This window comes from Marinifilum sp. RC60d5 (genome assembly GCF_052400665.1).
Taxonomy (GTDB): domain Bacteria; phylum Bacteroidota; class Bacteroidia; order Bacteroidales; family Marinifilaceae; genus JBQTGK01.
This window is the reverse complement of sequence record NZ_JBQTGK010000006.1, coordinates 1-17,091: the sequence shown is the minus strand read 5'-3', so window position 1 is coordinate 17,091 and position 17,091 is coordinate 1. Positions and strand designations below refer to the sequence as shown.

Annotated in this window: 17 protein-coding genes; 8 read left to right on the top strand and 9 right to left on the bottom strand. The window is 31.9% G+C overall.

Going from position 1 to position 17,091, the window contains the following annotated elements; genetic code table 11:
- Window positions 1–58: 58 nt before the first annotated feature.
- Together ACT3CE_RS13720 and ACT3CE_RS13715 are read right to left on the bottom strand one after the other, a co-directional pair.
- The gene (locus tag ACT3CE_RS13720) at window positions 59–226 is read right to left on the bottom strand and encodes a class IIb bacteriocin, lactobin A/cerein 7B family (RefSeq protein WP_444710337.1); all 168 of its coding nucleotides are present in this window, start codon (window positions 224–226) and stop codon (window positions 59–61) included.
- 22 nt (window positions 227–248) lie between these two features.
- Window positions 249–383, bottom strand: a complete 135-nt coding sequence (locus tag ACT3CE_RS13715; protein WP_444710336.1) for a hypothetical protein — start codon at window positions 381–383, stop codon at window positions 249–251.
- 1,287 nt (window positions 384–1,670) lie between these two features.
- Between ACT3CE_RS13715 and ACT3CE_RS13710 the strand changes: the two genes are divergently transcribed.
- The 4 genes from ACT3CE_RS13710 to ACT3CE_RS13695 all read left to right on the top strand — a co-directional run bounded on the left by ACT3CE_RS13710 (window position 1,671) and on the right by ACT3CE_RS13695 (window position 6,575).
- Window positions 1,671–2,621: a hypothetical protein gene (locus tag ACT3CE_RS13710; RefSeq protein WP_444710335.1), complete on the top strand. Its 951-nt coding sequence runs from the start codon at window positions 1,671–1,673 to the stop codon at window positions 2,619–2,621.
- 103 nt (window positions 2,622–2,724) lie between these two features.
- Window positions 2,725–3,210 (top strand): RNA polymerase sigma factor, encoded by a 486-nt coding sequence (locus ACT3CE_RS13705; protein ID WP_320117338.1) that lies wholly within the window; start codon window positions 2,725–2,727, stop codon window positions 3,208–3,210.
- The gene (locus ACT3CE_RS13700; RefSeq protein ID WP_444710334.1) at window positions 3,211–4,083 is read left to right on the top strand and encodes a FecR family protein; all 873 of its coding nucleotides are present in this window, start codon (window positions 3,211–3,213) and stop codon (window positions 4,081–4,083) included.
- Entirely contained in the window at window positions 4,080–6,575 is a 2,496-nt protein-coding gene (locus tag ACT3CE_RS13695; RefSeq protein ID WP_444710333.1) for a TonB-dependent receptor, read from the top strand. Before ACT3CE_RS13700 ends, ACT3CE_RS13695 begins: the two co-directional genes overlap by 4 nt.
- 396 nt (window positions 6,576–6,971) lie before the next feature.
- On the opposite strand, the gene ACT3CE_RS13690 is transcribed toward ACT3CE_RS13695, so the two are convergent.
- On the bottom strand, window positions 6,972–7,334 hold the full coding sequence (locus tag ACT3CE_RS13690; RefSeq protein WP_444710332.1) for a hypothetical protein: 363 nt from the start codon (window positions 7,332–7,334) through the stop codon (window positions 6,972–6,974).
- 171 nt (window positions 7,335–7,505) lie between these two features.
- Here ACT3CE_RS13690 and ACT3CE_RS13685 point away from each other — a divergent pair, with 171 nt between their 5' ends.
- Entirely contained in the window at window positions 7,506–9,053 is a 1,548-nt protein-coding gene (locus tag ACT3CE_RS13685) for a hypothetical protein (protein WP_444710331.1), read from the top strand.
- Between the two features lie 185 nt (window positions 9,054–9,238).
- Window positions 9,239–9,877 carry a hypothetical protein gene (locus tag ACT3CE_RS13680; protein ID WP_444710330.1) on the top strand — a complete coding sequence of 213 codons (639 nt, stop codon included), beginning with the start codon at window positions 9,239–9,241 and terminating at the stop codon, window positions 9,875–9,877.
- 48 nt (window positions 9,878–9,925) lie between these two features.
- On the opposite strand, the gene groL is transcribed toward ACT3CE_RS13680, so the two are convergent.
- The 6 genes from groL to ACT3CE_RS13650 all read right to left on the bottom strand — a co-directional run bounded on the left by groL (window position 9,926) and on the right by ACT3CE_RS13650 (window position 15,213).
- The gene (gene groL / locus ACT3CE_RS13675; protein ID WP_444710329.1) at window positions 9,926–11,560 is read right to left on the bottom strand and encodes a chaperonin GroEL; all 1,635 of its coding nucleotides are present in this window, start codon (window positions 11,558–11,560) and stop codon (window positions 9,926–9,928) included.
- 32 nt (window positions 11,561–11,592) lie between these two features.
- Window positions 11,593–11,871, bottom strand: coding sequence for a co-chaperone GroES (locus ACT3CE_RS13670; RefSeq protein ID WP_444710328.1), 279 nt, complete (start codon window positions 11,869–11,871; stop codon window positions 11,593–11,595).
- Between the two features lie 248 nt (window positions 11,872–12,119).
- A complete protein-coding gene (secG, locus tag ACT3CE_RS13665; RefSeq protein WP_444710327.1) occupies window positions 12,120–12,461 on the bottom strand; it encodes a preprotein translocase subunit SecG in 342 nt (113 codons plus the stop codon).
- Between the two features lie 12 nt (window positions 12,462–12,473).
- Entirely contained in the window at window positions 12,474–13,418 is a 945-nt protein-coding gene (locus ACT3CE_RS13660; RefSeq protein ID WP_444710326.1) for a hypothetical protein, read from the bottom strand.
- A gap of 5 nt (window positions 13,419–13,423) precedes the next feature.
- Window positions 13,424–13,936, bottom strand: coding sequence for an LptE family protein (locus tag ACT3CE_RS13655; RefSeq protein WP_444710325.1), 513 nt, complete (start codon window positions 13,934–13,936; stop codon window positions 13,424–13,426).
- Between the two features lie 35 nt (window positions 13,937–13,971).
- Window positions 13,972–15,213 carry a sigma-54 interaction domain-containing protein gene (locus tag ACT3CE_RS13650; protein ID WP_444710324.1) on the bottom strand — a complete coding sequence of 414 codons (1,242 nt, stop codon included), beginning with the start codon at window positions 15,211–15,213 and terminating at the stop codon, window positions 13,972–13,974.
- A 662-nt stretch (window positions 15,214–15,875) separates the two neighbouring features.
- On the opposite strand from ACT3CE_RS13650, the gene ACT3CE_RS13645 reads away from it, so the two are divergent.
- Entirely contained in the window at window positions 15,876–16,121 is a 246-nt protein-coding gene (locus ACT3CE_RS13645) for an ATP-binding protein (protein WP_444710442.1), read from the top strand.
- 101 nt (window positions 16,122–16,222) lie between these two features.
- Complete coding sequence (kdsB, locus tag ACT3CE_RS13640; RefSeq protein WP_444710323.1) at window positions 16,223–16,972, top strand: 3-deoxy-manno-octulosonate cytidylyltransferase; 750 nt, start codon at window positions 16,223–16,225, stop codon at window positions 16,970–16,972.
- Window positions 16,973–17,091: the final 119 nt, after the last annotated feature.

Genomic DNA, 17,091 nt, shown 5'->3' with positions numbered 1-17,091 from the left:
CGCAAAAAATTACATTTAATATAAAAGGATGCTTTTATGGCATCCTTTTAATTCAAAATTACATACCACCGCGAGTAGTCCATAATAAACTTCCATCGATTTCAGAACAGTTTCCAGCATGCCCTTTTGCCAGATATCCAAAAGCATATCCAATCCAACCAGCAACAGTTCTACCACCTCCACCTTCAACTCTTCGCAATTCCTTTTTTGATAATTCTTTATACATATCTTTACTTTTTTATTAAATATTATTTTTTCCCTGCATCTTTCCAACCATCCTTAAAACCTTCGACAAACTCCCAAAAAGTATCTTTAATGTCATCAAGAACAGGAATTCTACCGCCATCAATAACTCTTAATTCATTTTCATTTAAATCTTTCATTTTCACAAAATTTTAAAATATTAATAATTCAATTAATTTTGTGCAGGCTTTATAGCTAAGTCCGATTAACAGCAATAGTTTTAGCGAACACTTCTGTTTTTCGGGCTTTTTTTATTGTAACCTACACTTTTTTGTATTTGTATTGGCCAATTCTAAATACGACTATAAAGATAATCGCAAACAGTCCAGTTAACTTGGACTTTACAATATTTTTAACAAAAAATTAATTAATACAATAACACGAAAGGATTCGTGTGGCAGCTAGGGGTAAATTCATAATTACTAAAGCCCATGTGACACATGAGAAAAATTTTCTCCAAGAGTTATCCAAAAATTCCTAATATAACTTTCTAATGAATAAGCCCAACCGTAAGATCCTTCCATCGCCTTTCCTCCTCCATATTTGGCAACTCTCCTCTATACTTTAAGATCTTACACTATAATTTTGTAATTATTCCATAATCTTTTTTTTTAAATACATTTATTTAGACTTAATCTTTAATCCACTTAAAATTAATATTAAGGCTAATGAAAAAAGTATAATTAAATTAACATTTTTACTAGTAGGAATTGATAAAAAACTATAATTCTGAGTTTTCACAGACAGCATTGTATCAAAAAAAAACACTAAACATACTATTCCAAGTACGAAGAATATGTTCATAATAAATTTATATTTTTTCATTTTAAAATATTTTTATAAATCGCTGACTCATTGCCCGCCCATTCTATTATTAATTCTACAGTAAAACTATATTCATTAGACTTAATCTTTAATCTACTTGAAATTAAAACTAAACTGCCGGCTTGTTGCCCATTAATCCATCATAAACCCCATGGGCAAAATACATAATAGCATCAACACATAAAATTGTAGAAACTAAATTGGTTTCCAATGTTTTCCTGGATTGATTGAATATGGAGATCTCGAATAGTTAAGTATATTTTTCATTTCTACCCCTTTATTCCCTGTTTTATAAAAAGGTAACCCTAAAAATAGATTTTTTTTTGAACAATAATATTACACATCTGTAAAATACAATAACACAGTATTTTACATATCTAAAATTTAAGGTACTTTCTACTCTCAATTCTTAAAAAATATTTTTCCTAAAATGTAGGGTAAGAATACTCTTAGTCGGTTCATTAACAAACGAGCTCAATACCGATTCGTATTTTAACTATCATTTGTTACAAATAGTATACAACTGATCCTAAAATATCTATCGATCTAATACTTACGTAATTTAATAAATCATTAATCGTAAAATCATAAAAATTATAATCATGAAAAAATTTTCTTTAATCTTAATGGCCGCACTTGCCTTTACTTTTTTCTCTTGTGATAATTCCGACGATGTTGAAGAAATTAAGGCCGACAGTAATGTGAAATTAAATACTACTGTTGCAACTGTTGTGGAAACCGAAGAAGCATCGGAAGCTGTAATGGAAGTAGCAGATTATGAAGTTGACCTTTTTTCTTTTATGGAAAGTGAATACACTGAGGCTACCGGCACAAAAAGCGGAGACAGTAATCGTTATGGACAACTGTTTAAACAATGGAACCGCTACAAAGGAAACGAAATGCCAGATATAAGTATTGAGTTTGGCGAAGATGGAAAATTCCCAATGACAATTACTATTGAGTATGACTCGACAGAGGTGAATAGTGGTAAAATTATTGATGGACTTATTACCATTGTTATGAATGCTGCTCCCTGGAGCGATGATGCCGTTCGTGAAATATCAATGAATTTAATGATCGATTCTGTTGCAATTGAAGGAACAAAACGTGTTGAATTTACTGGCGAACAAGGTGTATCTAAAAAATGGGAAATTACCAGCGAAATAACTTTCACCTACCCCGATGGAACAGAACTATTCAGATCGGCAGAAAGAACAAGAGAATGGATTTCTGGTTTAGATACAAAATGGGATTTAAGCGACGATAAAGTTCAAATTACTGGTTCGGTAACTTGTGTTGACACCGAGCAAAATGAATATTCAAAACTTATTGATCCTGAAAATCCATTAATTAGAATTGGTACATGCCGCCTTATTGTACAAGGAGTTGTAATATTCTCGCAAAATGGAGAAGAATTTGCAAGATACGATTATGGAAATGGCGAATGTGATAATTTTGCTACTTATACCTACATAAATAAAGATGGTGAGCAAGTGAGCGAAGAAGTTGAAATTGGCAAATGCACAAGAAAAATAAACTCTGCTAACAACTAAAGTTTAATACAAGCCTTGAAGGTGCAGAAATACTATTTTTAATTACTTCTGCACCATTCATTCGCTAAAAACACTTATATTTACTCTAACCAATCCTCTAAGTTTGACACAAGAAGAATTTAAAATCTTATTTGATAAACACTTCGACAGTATCAGAAACTATATTTTTTATCGATCTGGAAACGAAGAGTTAGCTACTGATATTGCTCAGGAAAGCTTCATGAAAATATGGGAAAAGGATTTAATCTATAATGAAAAACCAATTAAATCTTTATTGTATAAAATATCAAACGACATTTTTATCAGTAAATACAGAAGAGAGAAAGTAGAATTAAAGTATTTAACAAAACTGGAACCTTCGGTAAACAACCATTCTCCCGAAAAACAATTACAATACAAAGAGCTAAAAGATACTTACGAATCAGCTTTGGCAAACTTATCGGAAAAACAAAGAGTGGTTTTTCTAATGAGTAGAAACGAAGGTTTAAAGTATCAGGAAATTGCCGACAGACTGGAATTAAGCGTAAAGGCAGTTGAAAAAAGAATGAGTCATGCATTATCGTATTTAAGAAATGCTTTAGGAAAATAAATGGAAAAACAGGATAAAAATATAAACTCAAATTCGGATTTGAATTTTATAAATTCACTTCCCAAAATCGAAGTCAGCTATTCCAAATCTAAGCAAGAGGCTTGGAAAGAACTTTCGGCTCTTACCTCTGTGTCGAAACCAAAAGCAAAAACCATTTCACTTTCGTGGATAAAATATGCAGCTGCTGCCTGTATTTTAATATTACTAGGTTTAAGTAGTTTTATTTATACATATACAACAACAATAAATTGTCCTAAAGGCGAGCATTTAAGTGTTGTATTACCCGATAATTCGACAATTGAATTAAATGCAAACTCGAGCCTTTCGTACAAACCATATTGGTGGAACTACTCCCGAAAAGTAAAATTCGAAGGAGAAGCATTTTTCGATATCACTAAAGGAAGCAAATTCGAAATTGAATCGAACTATGGAAAAACTTTTATTTTAGGAACAAGTTTTAATATTTATGCTCGAGGCAATAATTACAAAGTAACTTGCTATACCGGAAAAGTAAAAGTCGTATCAAAAGTCACATCCGACAAAATTTTACTACATCCTAAAGATCATGCTTATCTTACCAAAAACGGTAAACTAAAGGTTTTTAATGATGAAAAAGCCAAGGAAAAAATACTTTGGCGCAATCATCTTTTCTTTTTTACCGATACCCCTTTAAAAACAGTTTTTGAAGAAATAGAGCTACAATATGATATAAATATCGTAGAAAAGGGTAAATTTAATCAAACGCATACCGGTAACTTTGGCAAAGAAAAATCTGTTGAAAAAGTATTATATAATGTTTGTAAGCCTAATGGTTTAAAATTTGTGAAAGGTCCGGGTAAAAATTATATTATAACCAAAATTTCCCCTAAGTGAAACAGTTTATAGCCCTTATATTCTTTGTTTTCGGATTACAAATAGCGAATGCTAATGCTCAAAAAATTGAAATAAATACAAACGAAAAGGAACTTAGTGAGATACTTATTAAGCTAAGAGATAGCTATGATTTTCAGTTCTCCTACAATAACGATTTACTTTCCTCTTATAGCCTCAGTGTAAACAAATCGTTCTCTTCAAAAGAGAAAGCCGTAGCTTACCTTTTAAAACAATTTCCCCTTAAGTATGAACTTTCGGGTGATGTTTTTCTAATCTATCCCGAAAAAAAAAGTAAACAATATCGCATTTTTGGCCAATTTCTCGACAAAGAAAGTCTGGAACCACTTCCCTTTTCTCACCTATCAATTAACGGACAACAAATGGCTACCGACGAAATGGGCAACTTTTCTTTCACCTCACAAACCGATAGTGTTTATAGAGTTCTTGCCTCTCATTTAGGTTATTTTATACACGATACTATTGTTAAATATGGCGATAATCAGAAATTTTACCTTACAGCAGCCACTACCGATTTAGACGAAGTAATAGTAAGCGATAAAATTGTTCAAACCTTTATTAAAGAAAATAATCAGGCCGGCAACTTAAAATTAAACCATAAAATTGCAGGCTTTTTACCTACAAACAACGACAATTCTGTTTTTGAATTATTGCGCTTACAACCAGGAATTTTAGCAGCAGGAGAACAAAAAAACGATATCAGTATTTGGGGATCCTATGAAGGTGAAAGTCAGGTATTATTTGATGATATTACCCTATGGGGACTAAAAAATTTTTATGAAGATATTGGGCCTGTCAACCCTTTGGTTGTTAAAAACATTGAAGTTCTTAAAGGAGGTTACGATGCCCGATATGGCGATAGAGTTGGCGGAATTGTTCACATTACTGGCAAAAATGGTAACAAAATAAAACCTACTCTTAACTTAGCTTTAAATAATATTACTGCCAGCGGATCTTACGAACAACCTATCGGAAAAAAATCTTCGCTCCTATTAGCATTCCGGCATACTTATTACAATTTATTTAAAAACGAGCAAATTAAATTTACTTCATCAAATGCAGATTCCGATCAGCTAAATAATCAGTCCTTTTCGGCTTTTAATTTAGATGTAGCTCCCAATTATAAATTTCGCGATGCAAACATAAAATTCTCAAGCAACTGGAACAATGGAGATCAATTAAGCATTAGCCTTTTGGGTGGTGAAGACCGATACTCATACGATATTACCAATAAAAACCTTACAAATGCAAAAAAATACAGATTCGAAGGAAGTTATCAATACGGAGGATCGGTAAAATATAATAAAGTATGGAACAATGGAAACACCACAGCTATTTCTGTCTCTAGATCCGAACTCGATAAAAACACAACCGATCAGACAATAATTGAAAATGATCGCTTTAATTACCTTCGAATACGAAAAGACGATAGATCGTATAATAACATAAAAGAATACAGAGCAAAATTAATGAATCGATTTGTTCTGTCTGAAAATCTGGCGATAGAAACCGGTATTAATTACACGCAAAATAATGTCGATTTAAAAGAAGATTCTCTGGGTATTAATATTCTTCATATCAATTCTAAAATTGATAAAATCGGAGCCTATTTTCAGAATATTTTTAATATCAATAAAAGTATTGCACTTAAAACAGGTTTTCAGGCAAATTATCCGGTACACTTAAAAAAACTTTATTGGGAACCACGTGCTTCGCTTAGCATAAAAGCCAATAACGAACTGTCATTTAACGGCGCTTTTGGTTTGTACAAACAATTTATTTCTAAGAGTTCGGTTCTTAGTAATAATGGTAGTTACCGATACATTTGGGTAGGCTCAAATGAAAATATTCCTGTGGTTAAAGCAGAACATTATGTTTTAGGTGGATCGTATCACCAAAACAATTTTACATTTAGTGTTGAAGGATACTATAAAAAAACCGATGGACATACCCGTTACTATAAGTATAGAACAGTAGAAAATATATCGCTAGGTAAAAGCAAAAGCTATGGTATCGACTTTTTTGCAAAAAAAGATTTTGGAGAACATACTTTCTGGGTTTCGTACTCCTTGAGTAAAACCAAAGAAAATTTCGATTATTTCCGCGAAGAAGGCGAATATGTAAGAGCATTACACGATCAAACACACGAAATTAAAACCGCAGGTTTACTTTCTCTAAAACCATTTTACTTGTCAGCAAATTATATTTATGGGTCGGGTTTTCCCATATTTTCTGCTTATAATACAATTATATCAGAACCTAATTACCAAAGATTAGATGCAGCGATAATCTATAAATTTAAAGTTAAAAAGCTAAAATCGGAAGTTGGTATTCTATTTCATAATATTTTAGATAAGAAAAATATTACCACAGAATCGTTCGAAAAGGTTCCCTTAAACCAAATTAATAGCATTAGTGTTTATACCGAGGCAATTCCAAGTTCAATTCGCTTGTATTTTAAAATTTCAATTTAATTTTAAGACAAAAAAAATACCGGACAAGAAATTATTCCTGTCCGGTAATCACAACTAAATATTAAAACATAATCAAAAAGATGGTCAAATTAATTATACCTCGTCATTAAAGACTTTTTCAAGGTATATATAACAAGAAGAATCTAAGCGATCCGATAAAGTTTGGAATGTTTCTTCAAAAAGTATAATCACACCTAACTTACTTTTAAACTACTAATTCTAACGGATTGGATTTGTTTGATAACAAACAAGCCAAAAAGAAATATAAAATCCTCACTCACCGTCACAACTTAGCTTCTTCATGTTGGTTAATAGTCAGATTCATAAAAGCACAAGGGGGATAGTGCTTTTAATTCACTGTCTAAAGCAATTGAGCTAACAATCACAAATGGTTTTTCAAAGTACGCTATCACCAGAAATTTCTTCGAAACAACTTTTTAAAGTGTCCATGCGTTTCCGGTAAATTGGAGTTTTTGTTGCACTTGCAGTCTTATCCTTAAGTTTAACAACAATTTCGTGTTTAAAGTTTTCAAGCTCTTCTCCACTAATTGTTTCTTTTATTGATTTAGCAACACTTTCCAAATCGATTAAATCGGCAAATTTTTCTACAAGAACTCTTCCAACTTCTTTTGCCTGATATCTACTTAGGTTGTGTAAATCATTATTTACTCCAATACATTCAAGAGCCTGATTTATTCCAATAACTATTTCAGGTTTATCAGAATTTGTTAATTTTGATAACAGATTTGTTGTAGTCATATTCTGTTTCTTCTTTATTTTAAAGTATCATTCTCTTGATTTGATATTTCAAAAGTAAGCGATTAAACAAGTTTGTGAAAATCGTTTTTTAATAGAATATACGAAGTTCAAACAATATGAAAACCAGAAACACTACTGTATACCAAGTGGTTAACTTACACATTTATTACAATGCCTAAACAACAAATAGATCCTCTGTTTCAATTAATTAAATCGATTTCGAAATCTGAGAAAAGGAATTTTAAATTGTATGCTAACAGAATTAGCAGCGATAAAGAGACAAAATTCTTACAGCTTTTTGATGTTTTGGATAAAATGGATGAGTATAACGAACTTATAATTTTAAAAAAAGCAAAGGATATTAAGCAGTCGCAACTTCCGAATCTTAAAGCTCATCTTTACAAACAACTTTTAACCAGCTTAAGGTTAACTCAGGTTAATCACGATATTAGCATTAGTATTCGTGAGCAAATTGATCATGCAAAAGTTTTATACAATAAAGGATTATATCAGCAAAGCCTGCGTATTCTGGATAAAACCAAAACATTAGCACGCAAAAACATGAAAAACATTCTTGTTTTTGAGATTATTCAGTTCGAAAAACTAATAGAATCGCAATATGTAACCAAAAGTATTGAAAACAGAGCCGAAGAAATAACACGAGAGGCAAGCCAAATTAGTAAAACGATGGAGGGTGTTGTGTTTTTCTCCAATATGTCGATCCGATTATACGGTTTATACCTTAAAGTTGGCTATGTGCGTAACGAAAAAGACATGTTAATGGTTAAGGAGTTTTTTAATACCAATCTTCTTCCGTACGATATTCAAACACTTAGTTTTTTCGAAAAACTTTATTTGTACCAATCCTATGTTTGGTACTATTTAATTGTTCAGGATTTTTTAATGTGCTATAAATATGCACAAAAATGGGTCGATTTGTTCTTAACAAATCCCGAAATGATACCTGTTCATACCGATTTATATTTAAAAGGACTAAACAATGTTTTAGTAGCCCTATTCTATACAAACCATGTAAGCACTTTCAAGAAAAATTTACGTTTACTCCGAAAATTAGAGACAAAAGATCAGTTCAAACACAATTCCAACTTAAATATTCTGCTTCAGATGTTTTTGTTCGTGCATCGAATTAACAGACATTTTATGGAAGGAACGTTTAATAAAGGAATTCATCTTGTTCCTAAAATTGAGAACTTTCTGGCAGAACATAAAGTCGGAATGGACAACCATAGGGCTTTGGTATTTTATTATAAAATAGCCTGTTTATATTTTGGAAATGGACAATACAAAGAGGCTATAAAATATCTAAATCGTATTTCAGATGTTCGCGATACTTCGCTACGCGGCGATATTCACTGTTTTGGCAGAATTCTTAATTTAATTAGTCATTACGAACTGGAAAATACCGAATTACTAGAATATCAAATACGATCTACATATAGATTCCTTGCTAAAATGGATGACTTACAGGAAGTTCAAAAATATATTCTTCGCTTTCTTAGAAGATTAAGCTCAATTAGTCCAGATCAGCTAAAAGATGAATTAAAAAAATCGAGAATAGATCTGCAAAAGTTAGCTAACGATCCGTATGAAAAAAGAGCATTTTTATATCTTGATATTATTTCCTGGCTCGATGCTAAAATAAAAAATCGCCCGGTTCAGGAAGTTATTATGGAAAAAATAGAAAAAAATAAAAGATAAATTGAAGAGGATAATTACTATCCTCTTTTTTTATTCTTTCAGCGTGCTATAAATATTTAATTCTAAAAATTATTTACCATTTAATTTCCTAATTCATTTTTATTTATTTTTTCGATACGTGTATACCAACATTAAATTGTCATATCTACAAACAACAATGGTTCGTATTTACAAAATCGATAAACATGAAAAATTTATTAATAATATGCCTTTCTTTTTTTGTTAGCAGTTGTGCTAGTTCCTATGTTACCTTTGAAAATATCGAGGAAGCTCAAAAAGCATATCAGCAAATTTTTGTTGTAAGTATATTTAATGATATTAATCTTAAAACATTAAACAGAGAAACTTACAACGATTATTTTCGCGATAATATTAATAACATTGAAAATATGGATAGCAGAAAAATAATGGAAAACTGCATCTATGATAAAATTGCCAATTCAAGAACATTACTTACAAGATCGAGTCAGGAGTTTAAAGTTAATGTTGATATAAATTACTCCGATTTTATGCAAAAACTAAAAGAATCGGATTGCTCTGCAATTTTAGTAGTTAACCAAACCTCCTATTATTATGATGTTAGTGAAAGAATTAACTCCTATGGTGAAATTAAAAAATCGGAAAGTCCAAATGCAGTATTTCATGCCTATTTAGTAGATGCTAAAAGCCTGCAACCTGTTTGGGTGGGTAAAATTTACTCTTCGGGAACATCATGGGATTATGCGGAAACAATATACAATAGCATGAGTAAAAGACTAAACAAGAGATTAATAAAAGATCATTTTTTAATGCCACCTTTAGTTATTCACAAATACAAGTACTAAAAAAGGCGACCAATGGTCGCCTTTTATAATATATCGATGAAATAAATTTTACATCATACCTGGCATTCCACCACCCATTGCTGGAGGAGCCATTGGAGGAGTTTCTTCTGGTTCGTCGATTAAAACACACTCGGTAGTTAAGAACATACCTGCAATTGAAGCAGCATTCTCAAGAGCTACACGTGATACTTTAGCAGGATCGATTACTCCAGCTTCAAATAAATTTTGGTACTCATCCATGCGAGCATTGTATCCATAATCTTTAGTCCCTGCTTTAACTTTATCAACCACAACAGCACCTTCGCCACCTGCATTTGCTACAATCTGACGCAATGGCTCTTCAACAGCACGTTTCACAATTTCGATACCTGTTGTTTCGTCCTCATTATCGCCTTTAAGACCTTCTAAAGCTGAAATTGCACGAATATATGCAACACCCCCACCAGGAACAATTCCTTCTTCTACTGCCGCACGAGTAGCGCTTAATGCGTCATCAACACGGTCTTTTTTCTCTTTCATTTCTACTTCCGAAGCAGCACCTACATAAAGAACAGCAACTCCACCAGCTAGTTTAGCTAATCTTTCCTGAAGTTTTTCTGTATCGTAATCAGATGTTGAGTTCTCAATTAAAGTTTTAATTTGAGCAACACGAGCGTCGATAGTAGCTTTATCACCAGCACCATTTACAATGGTTGTATTCTCTTTATCAATTGTAATTTTCTCAGACTGACCAAGCATATCTAAAGTAGCTTGCTCTAATTTCATTCCTTTTTCTTCAGAAATTACAACCCCTCCGGTTAGAATCGCAATATCTTCCAACATTTCTTTTCTTCTATCGCCAAAACCAGGAGCTTTTACAGCAGCAACTTTAAGAGAACCTCTTAAACGGTTTACAACTAAAGTAGCCAAAGCTTCACCTTCTACATCCTCAGCAATAATCATTAAAGGACGACCTGCCTGAGCAGCTGGTTCCAATACCGACATTAACTCTTTCATTGTAGATATTTTTTTATCGTACAATAAAATAAATGGATTCTCAAGATCAGCTTCCATTTTATCGCCATCGGTAATAAAATATGGAGAAATATAACCTCGATCGAATTGCATACCTTCAACCACTTTAACGTGAGTTTCGGTTCCTTTTGCTTCCTCTACAGTAATAACTCCTTCTTTAGTTACAGCTTTAAAAGCATCAGCAATTAATGCTCCAATTTTTTTATCATTATTGGCTGATATCTGTGCTATCTGCTGAATTTTATCCGAATCTTCACCAATAATTTGTGATTGCTCTTTAATGTTTGCAACTACAGCTGCAACAGCAGTATCAATACCACGTTTTAAATCCATTGGATTTGCACCAGCAGTAACATTTTTTAAACCAACATTAACAATAGATTGAGCCAAAACAGTAGCTGTAGTTGTACCATCACCAGCATCGTCACCTGTTTTTGAAGCAACTTCTTTTACCATTTGTGCCCCCATGTTTGCACCTGGATCTGAAAGCTCAATTTCTTTAGCAACACTTACACCATCTTTAGTAATTTGTGGAGCACCAAACTTACGATCGATAACAACATTTCTACCTTTTGGTCCTAAGGTTACTTTAACTGCATTTGCCAACTCGTCAACACCTTTTTTTAGTAGGTCGCGAGCTTCGATATTGAATTTTATTTCTTTAGCCATTTTTAATTAATTTTGAAAATTCTTTGTTCAGATTAAACAATGTATAAAATATCCGACTGTGACATTAACAAATAATCTTCGTTGCTAATGCTTAACTCTGTACCTGAATATTTACCGTAGAAAACAACATCTCCTACTTTGATTTCCATGGGCTCGTCAGTTTTATCACCACCTGTTAAAACTACTTTTCCTTGTAATGGTTTCTCTTTTGCAGAGTCTGGAATAATAATACCACTTGCAGTTTTTTCTTCAACTGCCATAGGCTCAACTAAGATCTTTCCCGCAAGAATTTTACCTTTTAATTCTGCCATTTTTCAAAATATTTAAAGTTATTATTTACATTTTCGACTCACACTCCTTCATATTCTGTGCCAATTGAATTTTATTGACAATATTTCAGAATATAAAATAAACTAAAGAGATGTATCTTACTATGCATTCACATATATTTAAAAAGAAAATATAAATATACTGATTTGCAGCAACATATATATACAAAAAAAATGTCAGTATGTATGACATACTGACATTTTTAATTTTGCTTAATTAAGCTAATATCTTAATTTGCTGTGTCCTTTGAAGTTGCCGCAGCATTCGTTGGAAAAGCAGGCATTTCAGGAGTAGTTTCCTGTTCTTGCAATTGTTGTTCGATTGCAGACTTGTCTTCTCTTACTTCCTCTTTATCAATAGTTAATACTGAACCAAGACAAAGAAGTAATAAAGCTACAGCTAAACCCCAGGTTGCTTTTTCAAGAAAATCGGTAGTTTTTTTAACTCCCATAATCTGATTAGAAGAAGAAAAGTTAGATGCCAATCCACCTCCTTTTGAGTTTTGCACTAATACGATTAACACCAATAGCACACAAACAATTAAAATCAATACTGAAACAATGGTATACATACTTATATTTATTTACTGTTTTTTTAATTTTTCTATTTTCTCAATCTGACTCGCAAAGTAAACGTTTTTTTCGGGATTTTTCAACACTAATTTCTGATAAACCGAAATTGCTTTGTCGAAAAGCTTCTGTTTCACATATATAGATGCTAAAGTTTCACTCATAAAACCGTCATTTTCACGTATACTGTCCACAGAAATATCTTCTTGTTTATCAACAACTTTTACATTTCTCTGAATATTCGGTTCATTTTGAATAAAATTATCAATAAGATCATTACTTTTTAGTGATTTTTTCTTCTTTTTAGTTGAATTATCACCCCTATTATCGGATGTCATTTCTACCTCTTCACTTATATTTTCACTACTATGCTTATCTGATAATTTATTTTCTTGAATTAAATTTTCATCGGAAAGTGTATATAAATTTCCTCCATAGCCAATATGATAAACTTCGGTAGCCGAAATTAAAAGATCTTCTTTTGTCGAATCCTTATTTTCTAATTTATCAGATTCTGAAAGCTCAAGAATATCTTCATCACTATCAATTGCTAAAGATTGATAATCTGGTTCTTTAGCGTCCTCTATCTCCAAGCCTTCCGAAAATTCTAATATTTCATCCTTATCGCTTTCTTTATTCCCTTCTAAATTTGTAGTCGAAGTCTTTAAACCTTTCTCTTTATCAGTTTCTTTATCTGTTACTTCCTGTTTAAAAACCTTTAAATTTAGCCTATCGTTTAGAAGTAAAAAAAGCTGTCGCCTATCCGAAATTTGCAAAGATGAATTAAGTAATTCTTCCTTAAAACGAATGCTATTGTTATCCTTTAAATTCTTTAGCAACAAAGCATGTGCGATCTCAAAAAAAGGATATTTATTAGTCAGGTCTTTTAATTCCCTATAACTGTTCTTATCCATTTTCTTTATATCTTTCACCCAATCCTGTAACATGCCTTGCTCCATAATCATTACCAGTTTACCACTGCTTCATTGTAAATATCATCAATAATTTGTTCTAAAATTTCTTCTAATAATGAATCTTCAACATCGGTTAACTGCTTGGTACTGTCATAATCAGCAAAGGCAGAAAAACTCTTGTCAAAATCATTTTCACTTTCTATTTCGTTGGTAAAACGAACTTTTATAGTTACAGTTAAACGGTTAGTAGCTGCAATTTCATCAGCTTTAATATCTAGTGCCTGAGTCCTGTAACCTGTTATCTCGCCTTCAAAATTTAAATGTCCATCAGCATCTACAACTTCATCTAAAGACGTCTGACTTCTAAATTTCTCCTTCAAATCTTCTACAAATTGATCGCTCAAATTTGGATTAACCAATGGAGCACGATTTGGAAAATATTGTACCGAAAAAGTTTTTACATTCGTTGATAAGGTTCCTCCTGTAAGAGAATAGGATACTTTGCAAGCGGTAAAAACAACAGCAATGACAATGCCTATTATTATAAACTTAATCTTATTCATATATTAAAAATAAAAATAGCAATAATTTGTTAATATTAGTTGATTTCGTACTCTTTGATTTTACGATAAAGTGTCCGTTCCGATATTCCTAAGTCCTGAGCTGCGTACTTACGTTTCCCATTATGCTTTTCGAGAGCTTTTTTAATCAGCTCTATCTCTTTTTCTTCCAAAGACAAAGATTCTTCAACAAATACCTCAGTATCCTGAATAACAGAATTATTATCAGTAGAAATATTTACAGGAGCTTTCTGAACAGACTGGTTTTGGAGAATATCAACATCCTGGTCTTCATATAGTTTCCTAATAAGAACTGCATTATCCTTCTGCAAATCAGATGAATCACCACTCGTTTGCATTAGATCAAACACTAATTTTTTTAAATCCGACATGTCTTTTTTCATATCGAATAATACTTGATAAAGAATTTCTCTTTCCGATGAAAAACTCTGATCCTGCTTTTTATTATCCGTATAAATTGCAGGTAGTAATTGTTCATCATTTACAGGTAAATAAGCTTGTAAATTAACCGCACTTATCAACCTCTCTTTTTCTATAATAGAAATTTGTTCAGTAATATTTTTTAATTGCCTGATATTACCTGGCCATCGGTACGATTTTAAAACCTGCTGTGCTCCTTCATCCAAACGCAAAGGAGGCATTCTATATCTCTCGGCAAAATCCTGTGCGAACTTTCTAAATAATAAGTAAATATCGTCCTGCCTTTCGCGCAATGGTGGCATAGTAATAGGCACAGTATTTAATCGGTAATACAAGTCTTCTCTAAACCTACCTTCTCTTACCGAAACTGGAATATTCACATTGGTAGCAGCAACCACTCTCACGTCGGTTTTTAAAACCTTTGAAGAACCTACCTTAATAAATTCTCCAGTCTCTAACACCCGCAATAATCGTACTTGTGTAGATAAGGGTAACTCTCCAATTTCATCTAAAAAAATAGTTCCCTTGTTTGCAACCTCAAAATATCCCTTCCTATCGGATAATGCTCCGGTAAAAGCTCCTTTTTCATGTCCAAATAATTCTGAATCGATCGTACCTTCAGGTATGGCCCCACAATTAACAGGAATATATGGAGCATGCTTACGAGCACTAAACTGATGTATTATTTGCGGAAAAACTTCTTTTCCCGTACCACTTTCTCCAGTTATCAATACTGACAAATCAGTAGGTGCAACCTGTACTGCAATATCAAGTGCACGATTTAATTCATAGGTCCTACCAATGATTCCAAATCTTTGCTTAATTTTTTGTACATCCATCAAATAAGAAATCTTTTAAATTATAAAAACCTGTAATTTTAACAGACTACCTGACAAAATTACTACTTTTTAAATTTATTTAATTCTTTTACTTAGCTTAATATTCCTAAAGTATGTTAATTTTTTAGTATTCTTTGTAAGTTAAAAGCATAAGAGTACACCATTTTATAAACAAATTAACATATTCGGTGACCTTAGAATTAACAAACCTAAAAGAATCTAACGAATGCCTTACTATTCTATTTTAAAATATCACTTCCACTATTTTTATTGTTGATGAATCGATACAAGTAAACAATTTTAATGATTCTTTTTCTATCCTATTCCAAAAAAGAAAAAACAAATTATGTGCTAACGCAATTGGTACTCATTTGCTGTTTAGGCCAATGCCGACAATGGAACTACACCCTACTGTAAAACCTGTACACTTTGAAAAAATATTATTAAAACAATGTCACAAAAAATCCCAATTTATAAACAAAGCTTAAGTCGTGATTTTTATGGCAATAAGAATAAAATACCAAGCACTTTATCTACACAACCAAATCTATTAACCTTCATAATAATAATTACATTCTAATAATGGTAGATTATACTGAATTAGAAGAGCGAAAAAAAAGACTTGAAGATCGAAAACAAAACATTTAAGTTTCGATAAAAGTATAATTGAACAAGTACTACATAATTTAATCAGTAATGCAATAAAGTATTCTACTCCTAACACAACTATTTCAAATACAATTGCTGAAAATAACTCAAACATTACTATTGCAATAAAATATCAAGGAGTAGATATACCCGAAGGTGAACTTTCAAAATTATTTACTGAATTTGGTAAGACCAGTGCAATAACAAAAGCGAATGAAAGCAGTACTGGATTAAGCACACAATTGCAAAAAAAATTGTAGTTGGACATGGAGGTAAAATAAATGCAAAGAGCAAATTGGGGGAAGGTTCTGAATTTTTATTTACTTTGCCAAAGTAATTTAACTACGGTAAAACAAATCGAATGAAATTTTTAGGAATTATTCCCGCCAGGTATGCATCCACAAGATTCCCTGGAAAACCTCTTGCGGTTATTAATGGAAAATCAATGATTCAGCGAGTATACGAACAAACTAGCTTAGCAATAAAAGAAGTTTGGGTAGCTACTGACGATGAGAGGATAAAAAAAACAGTAGAATCTTTTGATGGCAATGTAATTATGACCTCTGCTAATCACCAAAGTGGAACTGATAGAATAGCTGAAGCCGTTTCTAAAATTTTAGAAACAACATCAAATAAACACGATGTTGTAATTAATATACAAGGTGACGAACCATTTATTCAACCAGAACAAATAAAAGCTGTAATGAAGTGCTTTAATAACTCTTCTACACAAATTGCAACCTTAGTTAAAGCAATTACAGAACAAAACGAAATTTTTGATCCTAATAAAGTAAAAGTAGTTATTAGCAATGAAAAAAAAGCACTCTACTTTAGCCGTTCTGCAATTCCTTATTTGCGAGGAATAGAAAAAAACAAGTGGCTAGAAAAAAGTATTTTTTACAAACATATCGGAATGTATGCTTATAAATTAGAAACATTAATGGAAATAACTAATTTAAACCAAAGTCCACTTGAATTATCCGAATCACTCGAACAATTAAGATGGCTGGAAAATGGTTACTGGATACAAACTGAAATAACCTCTCATGAATCGATAGGAATAGACACCCCCGAAGATTTGGAAAGAATTAAGAAAATGGGACTTTTATAGTCTCATTTTTTATTAAACTAAATAATCTGCGATTATAATAATATACTTCAAACTAAAGCAAAAAAAAAGAGTCTTATTCGTAAAGAATAAGACTCTTTTAAAGGTTGGCGTCGACCTAC